This is a genomic window from Streptomyces sp. ISL-1 (assembly GCF_018614585.1).
Classification (GTDB): Bacteria; Actinomycetota; Actinomycetes; order Streptomycetales; family Streptomycetaceae; genus Streptomyces; species Streptomyces maoxianensis.
Genome location: NZ_JAGGOI010000082.1, coordinates 1 through 7,591, shown reverse-complemented (window position 1 = coordinate 7,591; position 7,591 = coordinate 1). Strand labels below are relative to the sequence as shown.

General features: G+C 70.8%; 7 protein-coding genes and 1 pseudogene. 4 read left to right on the top strand and 4 right to left on the bottom strand.

The window, feature by feature from the left end:
* The first annotated feature begins 336 nt into the window (after positions 1-336).
* Both J7E87_RS34615 and J7E87_RS34610 read left to right on the top strand, forming a co-directional pair.
* Positions 337-789, top strand: coding sequence for a hypothetical protein (locus J7E87_RS34615; RefSeq protein ID WP_251018444.1), 453 nt, complete (start codon positions 337-339; stop codon positions 787-789).
* Positions 790-1,330: 541 nt separating this feature from the next.
* Positions 1,331-2,116, top strand: a complete 786-nt coding sequence (locus J7E87_RS34610; RefSeq protein WP_215098625.1) for an alpha/beta fold hydrolase — start codon at positions 1,331-1,333, stop codon at positions 2,114-2,116.
* A gap of 33 nt (positions 2,117-2,149) precedes the next feature.
* Here J7E87_RS34610 and J7E87_RS34605 read toward each other — a convergent pair.
* From J7E87_RS34605 to J7E87_RS34595, 3 genes and pseudogenes are all read right to left on the bottom strand, one after another.
* Positions 2,150-3,269 (bottom strand): annotated as a pseudogene (locus J7E87_RS34605) (IS630 family transposase).
* A gap of 134 nt (positions 3,270-3,403) precedes the next feature.
* Positions 3,404-3,853, bottom strand: coding sequence for a DUF6234 family protein (locus tag J7E87_RS34600; RefSeq protein WP_215098624.1), 450 nt, complete (start codon positions 3,851-3,853; stop codon positions 3,404-3,406).
* A 93-nt stretch (positions 3,854-3,946) separates the two neighbouring features.
* Positions 3,947-4,918, bottom strand: a complete 972-nt coding sequence (locus J7E87_RS34595) for a LysR family transcriptional regulator (RefSeq protein WP_215098628.1) — start codon at positions 4,916-4,918, stop codon at positions 3,947-3,949.
* Between the two features lie 39 nt (positions 4,919-4,957).
* Here J7E87_RS34595 and J7E87_RS34590 point away from each other — a divergent pair, with 39 nt between their 5' ends.
* On the top strand, positions 4,958-5,851 hold the full coding sequence (locus J7E87_RS34590) for a serine hydrolase (protein WP_215098627.1): 894 nt from the start codon (positions 4,958-4,960) through the stop codon (positions 5,849-5,851).
* An 83-nt stretch (positions 5,852-5,934) separates the two neighbouring features.
* Entirely contained in the window at positions 5,935-6,939 is a 1,005-nt protein-coding gene (locus J7E87_RS34585) for an MBL fold metallo-hydrolase (protein ID WP_215098623.1), read from the top strand.
* Positions 6,940-7,128: 189 nt separating this feature from the next.
* Here J7E87_RS34585 and J7E87_RS34580 read toward each other — a convergent pair.
* The coding region (locus J7E87_RS34580; protein WP_215098622.1) for a PP2C family protein-serine/threonine phosphatase at positions 7,129-7,591 on the bottom strand (463 nt) is incomplete at its 5' end.

Genomic DNA, 7,591 nt, shown 5'->3' with positions numbered 1-7,591 from the left:
AGAAGTCCGGCTGGAGTACTAGTACTCCAGCCGTAGATCGTGATCTTGCGTAGTGGGTGTGACTCAGTGGCTGAGTGGCGGATGGGCGCTCCGGCTGGCGGGTCATGCGCTCAGCGCACGGGGTGAGGGGGCAGAGACGGTGGCCGCCGGCCCCGCCTGGCGGGCCTCTGGTTCGAGTTCTGGTGGGCCGACGGGATGGTTGACCGATGCAGCCCTCTCCTCGCGCTCTTCCTCGATGTCATCATTGCGGGTGTGAGCTCCCCCGACGCGACACCCAACGCTGGCCTGGTGCATGACCGTTGGCGTGCCCGGGAGGCGCCCCACGGAGACTGCATCATGTTCTCCGACGGATCCCTGTCGGTAATGGAACTCGTGCGGTTCTCCCCCGCAGGCCGGCTCCATGACAGGCGGGCCGAGGACTGGCAGTGGTGGGAGGTCCTACGGGCCACCGCGTGGACCCCCAGCGACTGGATGGACGTCGATACGACGTTTGCCTCATGCACCTACGCCGGAAGCCGTGCCCTGGCAGGTGAATCATCGGACCACGGCAGCATCGGCTGGGTCGCCCTGACTCGGGACGCTGACCACAACACCTTGGAATGGATCGCGGTCTCCTGCTCGTCCAATCCGTTCACCGAAGTCACCTTGGACGCAACCACGGTGACCGCCACCAGCACCCTGGGCCGTATCTGGACCTTCCCCAGAAACACCCCCCAGCAGGTGAAGATCACCGGGGATCCGACCTATCCCTGGCCCTCGCCATGTCAGACAGGCGGTCCCGCCAGCTAGTGCTGTGACCGCATACGTTCGCTGTGTCTGATGGTCAGGCTGCCAGGAGGGGGCGTCCGCCCCAGCAACTGTCCACGACCGTCAGCGGCGGTTCCCTCGGGCAGATAAACCGCACGGTCTACTTCAGCAACACAACCTCCAGGTGCGCGAAGTGAGCGCCACCGTTCCGTGCGGCTCCACCGTTCACGCCCAGTTCATCGCGGCGTCCTACCCGTGGACCCCGACCCCCGTCACCCTGGGCGTGCCGGTCCCCTGCTGATCCGTCAGCTGTTACGAACCCGACCGAGGCTCAGGGACACACAACGCCGACGCGGTCGCGTTGACCGGTCGGCGCCCCTCCCCAGTCCCGGATCCGCACCCCTGGAAGTCAGCCCCCACACCGGGCAATCCACGCGCATACGGTGAGTGGCCACCCACACCACTCGCAGCCGCCAGCGGTGCCCCGCCGATCCGGTGGGGCACCGCCCGGCCGGCATCGCCCGCGTTCCCCACGGCCCCAAATCCAGTGGCACACCCATCACCGACCTGTGACTATCCGCGGATGATCACACTCGCCGACGACCGCGGCCACCTGTCCTACACCGTCACCGGGGAAGGACCGCCCGTCGTCCTCTTGCACGCGGGCGTCGCCGACCACACCATGTGGGACGCGGTCGTGCCCACCCTCGCGGAGCGCCACACCGTCATCCGGTACGACCTGCGCGGCTTCGGCGAGTCCGCGCCCCCGACCGGCCCGTTCAGCGAGACAGACGACCTGCGCCGCCTCCTGGACCACCTCGGCCACGAACGCGTCCGGCTCGTCGGCGCCTCCTGGGGCGGCCGCGTGGCCGTGGGCTTCACCCTCGCCCACGCGGAACGGGTGCACTCCCTGACCCTGCTCGCCGCGCCGTGGCCGGGGTACGACTGGTCGACGGAAATGATCGCGTACGACGAGGCCGAAACGGCGGCCCTGGACGCGGGCGACCTGGACGCCGCCGTCCGCGTCAACCTGGACATGTGGCTGCGCGGACCGGCTCGCGTCTGGGACGACGTCGACGCGGCACTGACCGAACGGCTCCGGGGTCCGATGCGGACGTGCCTGGCCAACCAGGACACCGTGGGAGAGCATTCCCAGGGCCGCGCCGACGGTGACATCGCCACAATTGCCGTCCCCACACTGGTCGGGATCGGCCGGCTTGACGTCGCCGACTTCCAGGACATCAGCCGCCGGTACGCCGCCGGGATCCCCGGTGCCAGCCTGGTCGAGTTCAGTACCGCGGCGCACCTCATCGCGCTGGACGCCCCGGCCGAACTCACCGCGGCCCTGGGCCCGTTCCTCGCCCGCTAGTGCTGTGCCCGCCACGTTCGCCGTGTCTGATGGTCAGGCTGCCAGAAGGGGGCGTCCGCCCCAGCGGATGCCCTTTTCACTGCGGATGCGGGCGCGCTCGCGGCGCTGTGCGGCTAGGACGTCGGGGTGGCGGGCGTTGATGTTGCGCCAGCGCAGATACCTGTGCAGTGCGCGGGTCTGGACCGTGTGGTTGGGGTGGTGGGAGTTGGCGATCGTGAACTGCCGCAGGGGCCCGAAGTGCGCTTCGATCGGGTTGGCCCAGGACGCGTAGGTCGGGGTGAAGCACAGCTCGACCTTGTTCCGGCGGGCCCACTGCTTGATCCGCCAGTTCTTGTGCGCGGAGAGGTTGTCGAGAATCACGTAGATCGGTGCCCCGTCGGGGCGTGCGGCCCGGATGGTCCTCAGCGCGGCCAGCGTGGGGATGATCCCTTTGCGGGCCCGGTTGACGCTCCACAAGGTGTCGTCGCCGACCGAGTAGCAGCCGTGGAAGTACCGGATGCCGTGGGTGCGGTGGTAGGTGGCCTGCAGCCGGTCGGGCCTGGCCGCCGGCGCCCAGCACGATCCGCCGGTGGGGCGGATACCGAGCGGGCCGAACTCGTCGAACGCGAACGTGCGGTCGGGGCGGTGCTCGAGGGCGCACTCGATCCGGTCCAGCTTGGCGTCCCGGTCCGGATCTGGTGATTCCTTCCACGTCTTGGTGCGTTGGAAGGTGACCCCGCGGCGGGCCAGCAAGGTGCGCGTGCCTCCCGGCCGATGCGTATCGGCCGGGAGGCGATGCCGCGGTGGAGGTAGGCGGCGAGTTTGCGGATCGACCAGCGGGTGAAGGGCTGCCCGAGTCTGGCCGGGCGGGTGGTGGCCGTCTGGACGACGAAGTCCTCGTCGTCAGAATTCAGCAGGCGGGGACGGCCTCCCGCCCAGCGAGGGTTGAGGCAGGCCAGGCCGATCTCGTTGAAGTGGAGGATCACGTCGCGGACGGTGTCCTCGTCGGCCTGCACCAGGCGGGCGATGACCGGCACAGTGTTCCCGCCCGCCGAGGCCAGCAGCATCATCGCCCGCCGTAGCGCACCGTGCTCGTACTGCCCCGCCGCACGATCTGCTGCAGCTTCTGACCCTCTTGGTCCGTCAGTCGCCGGACCTTGACCGGTGGTGCCAACACGCCTCCCCGCATCGGATGCGACCCCTCATCCAACCGGCACAAGCACCCTCAGCACCACCACCAGACCCGGTGAACGTATGCGGTCACAGCCCTAGCCGCTGAGTGCGGCCGTGTAGCCACCGCTGCCCGCGTCAGCCGCCGGTGCCCGCGCATTCGCTGTTGTCGCCGCCGCTGCGGCACCCGGCCTCGCCGGTGAACGCGGGGGCGGGAGCGGGGTGCTCGGTCGCGCCCTCGTGCTGCTGGACCGCCACCCCGCCGACCACCCCGGCCACCACGACGACGGCCATGAAGCACTGGGTCCACACCGTCACCACGGCACGGGACCGGGACGCGATCACGGCCGCAACCACGGCCAGGGCCCCGACCACACCGGCGGCGACGAGATAGCCCCACAAGTGGTCGGGGCTCACCGTCCTGCCCGGGTCGAGACTCACCCCGGTCACCAACCAGACGCCGAAGATCACCAGCAGGACGAGGAATTCGAGGAGCAGCAGCCCCACGGCAGCCCCCACGTCGGCGCCCCGACCGGCGTGGGGCCGTACGGAATCGTCGAACGCCACGGGCGCGGAAGGAAGGTCCATGCCCGCCATCCTCGCCAGGGAGCGGGGCCGGCGCATGAGTACGTGTACCCAGAGGCCCGGCCTGTCTCGCGCGGGCAGCCGGTCGGCGCGGCGTCAGCTCGACTCGTCGTACACCACCGACCACGGGCGGGGCGGCCCGTCCGGCGGGCGCGGGCCGTCGTCGCGGCGCAGGGCTGCTGCCGTACGGTCGCGGGCGAGCACGCCGGCCGCGAGCTCCGCGAAGTGAGGGGCGGCCGGGTGGGCGGACCGGCCGGCGGGCCAGGCCCCGGTGGTCCGCTGGGTGAGGGGGCGGCCGGCCAGCGGCCGCCAGACGACGCGGGGCTCCTTGCGGGCCACCGGCCCCTGGTCGAAGGCGATGCCGTGGCCCGCGTGGACGAGGGCCAGCAGGAACTCGGGGTTGGAGGCGTGCCGGAGGCGGCCGGGCACGAAGCCCTCGGCGCGGCAGGTGTCGAGGATCCGGTCGTACCAGCCGGGGGCCTGGGCACGGGGGAAGAGCACCAGGTCGTGGCCGGACAGTTCAGCGAGCGCGACCTCGGGGAGCCGGGCCAGCGGTGAGGTGCGGGGCAGGACGACGCCGAGTTCCACGCACACCTCCGCGCCGAGGCGGAGTTCGGTGGCGTCCACGGGCTGGTGGACGAGGCCGACGTCGAGCCCACCGGAGGCGAGCAGCCGCAGCTGTTCCTCGGTGGTGATCTCCTGGAGATCGACGGACAGGCCCGGGGAGTGCTCCGCGCAGGCCGAGAGCAGCGTGGAGAGCATGGCGACCGTGGTGTCGGGGGGCACGCCCGCGCGCAGGGTGCCCAGGCCGCCGTCCCCGGCGCGGCGGGCCAGCGTCCGTAACCGCTCCTCGCGGGCCAGGAGTTCGCGGGCCTCGTCCAGCAGCACCATGCCGGCGGCGGTCAGCCGGACCTGGCGGTGCGATCGGTCGAACAGTTCGGCGCCGAGGTCCTTCTCCAGTCTGCGTACCGCCTGGCTGAGGGGTGGCTGGGCCATGCCAAGCTGGTCGGCGGCCCGGCTGAAGTGCAGCTCGTCGGCGACGGCGACGAAGATACGCAGGTGGCGCAAGAGATCCACAGCCAGGGACCTTACGTGAGGGGCGAACCGATGGTCGAGGAACGGATCCGCGAGGTCTTCGCAGGGGCGGGTGCCGAGGGGTTGCTGCATGCGGTCCCCGTCGGCACGGAGCCGGGCGCCGAGGAGGTGGCGGTCGGCGCGGACGAGCCGGTCGTGATCGCCTCGGTCTTCAAGGTGCTGCTGGTCCTGGAGTTCGCCCGGCAGGTGGCCGCCGGCCAGCTCGACCCCCGGGAGCGGGTGCGGGTGACGGCGGCCGACCGGCTCGGCGGCTGGGGCACGGCAGGCTGTGCGGACGACGTCGAGCTGTCGCTGCGCGATCTGGCGTTCTTCGCGATCTCGGTGAGCGACAACTCGGCGGCGGATCTGCTGCTGGCACGGGTCGGCCTGGACACGGTGCGGCTTCTCGCCGGGGAACTCGGGCTCGGCGGGACCCGGATCGTGGGCGGTCCCCGTGACGTACTGGAGTCGATGCTCGCCGAGGTCGGCGCCCGCGACGAGGCGGAGTTCGCCCTCCGTTACCCGGCTCTGCCGGACGATCGCAAGAGACGGCTGAGCGTGCTGGATCCGCTGCGGACCAACGCCAGCACGCCCCGTGAGATCACCCGGCTGCTGCGTCTCGTCTGGCGTGACGAGGCGGGCCCGCCTGAGGCGTGCGCCCAGGTACGTGAGCTGATGGCACGTCAGGCTTTCCGGCACCGGCTGGTGTCGGGGTTTCCCGACGAGGTGACGGTCGCGGCGAAGACCGGAACCCTGCCCGGGCTGCACATGGAGGCGGGGGTCGTCCGGTATCCCGACGGCGGCCGCTACGCGGTCTCCGTCTTCGCCCGTACGCGGGAGTTGGCCGCCTCGCGTCCGGCGGTGGACGCCGCGATCGGCGCCACGGCCCGGATCGCCGTCGACTTCCTGCGCAGTAAAGGGCTCTGACGTGCACTCATATGCTTCCGCATATGAGGACTCCAGGATTTTGATCTTGGACGGCGAGGACCGCGTCCTGATCTCCTGACGCCATGAGCGACGACACAGACGCACAGCGCCCGAAGCGGCGCATCCAGGGGTTCGGCCGACGTACGGTGCTGCGTGGTGCCGCGCTCGGCGCGGCCGCCCCGCTGCTTCCCGCCACGACCGCCGCCTCCGCGGCGGCGCCCCGCAGGGCCCCGGCGGCCGGTTCGGCGTCCTTCCGCTGGCTGGGCACCTCCGGCTGGCGCATCGACGTCGACGGCCGGACGGTGCTCTTCGACCCGTACCTCACCCGGTTCAAGACCGGCCTGTTCGACGGGGGCTTCAAGCCGGGTACGAAGCTGAGGTCCGATCCCGAGCTGGTACGGGAGCACATCGACCACCCCGAGATCGTCCTGGTCAGCCACTCCCACTGGGACCACGTCGCCGATGTGCCCCACATCGCCAAGTCCACCGGTGCCCGGGTCGTCGGCACGGAGACCACCTTCCATCTGCTGGTCGCGTTCGGTGTCGACCCGGGACAGATCTCGGTGGTGAAGGGCGGCGAGGTGCTGGACTTCGGCGGGCTCACCGTCGAGGTCGTGTCGAGCCTGCACAGCCGCAACAAGCGGCACTCCTATTTCGCCCCGGGCACGCTGAACGCGCCGCCCGCGGCTGCCCCGAGGACCATCTCCGACCTGCCGGAGGGCGACACGCTCGCCTTCCAGGTGACGGCCGGGAGCGGCGGCCCGTCGGCGTTCCTGATGGGCGCCAGCGACTTCTCCGAGCGGGCCGTGCAGGGTCTGAGCCCCGATCTCGCGATGGTCGCGGTGCCGTCCAGCGCCTCCACGTCCCGCTATGTGCCCCGGCTGCTGCGGGCACTGGGCCGGCCCGGCGTCGTCGTGCCCGTCCACTGGGACAACTTCGAGGAGCTGCTGAGCGAGCCCCCGCGCCGCGACCCGGTGATGGACCTGGACGCGTTCACCGCCCAGGTCCACCAGGAGTCTCCGACGAGCCGGATCGTCGTCCCGGACTACCGCACCACGTACGGCGGAGACATGCGACCGAGGCCCTGACCGGCGTACCAGCCGCAGGTGGGGCCGGTGCGGCCTAGTACTGCAACGGTTCTTGTCGTGACGGTTGGGCAGACCCAAGTCACAGCGTCTCAGGAGCCCACTGAGCGCCTTGCTGAAGCTGAACAGATGAACTTGACAGGGAAAATGAAGACAGTTCGTTAGCAGTGGATTAGCAAATCCGCAGCTTCCTTAGCAATGACTACGAGCAGTAGCGGTCGGTTGTATGGCACTTCCGTCAGCCTGCGGGTCGCCGGTTCGACACGATGGTTCGGCGGTGGCGGCGAGCAGGGCGGTGTCGTCGTCGACCCGGTCGGGGGTGTTCAGCAGCTCCAGGGCCCGTTCGGTGATCTGCTGGGGGTCGGTGCGGGCGGCGGCGGGCAGCGCGCCGCAGGTCTGGCGCAGGGCCGCCAGGCAGAAGTCCAGGGACAGCGCCCGGTTTTCCACCAGGCCGTCGGTGTATAGCAGCAGGCTGGTGCCGGGCGGGAACGCCACCTCGCGGTCGACTGGGGTGCTGCCCAGTCCCAGCGGCAGCGCCGGGGGCAGCTCCAGGTAGGCGGTGTCGGCGGCTACCAGCAGGGGCGGCAGGTGCCCGCTGGCGGCGTAGCGCAGGCGGTGGCGGTGTGGGTTGTAGACCGCGTACAGGCAGGTGGCG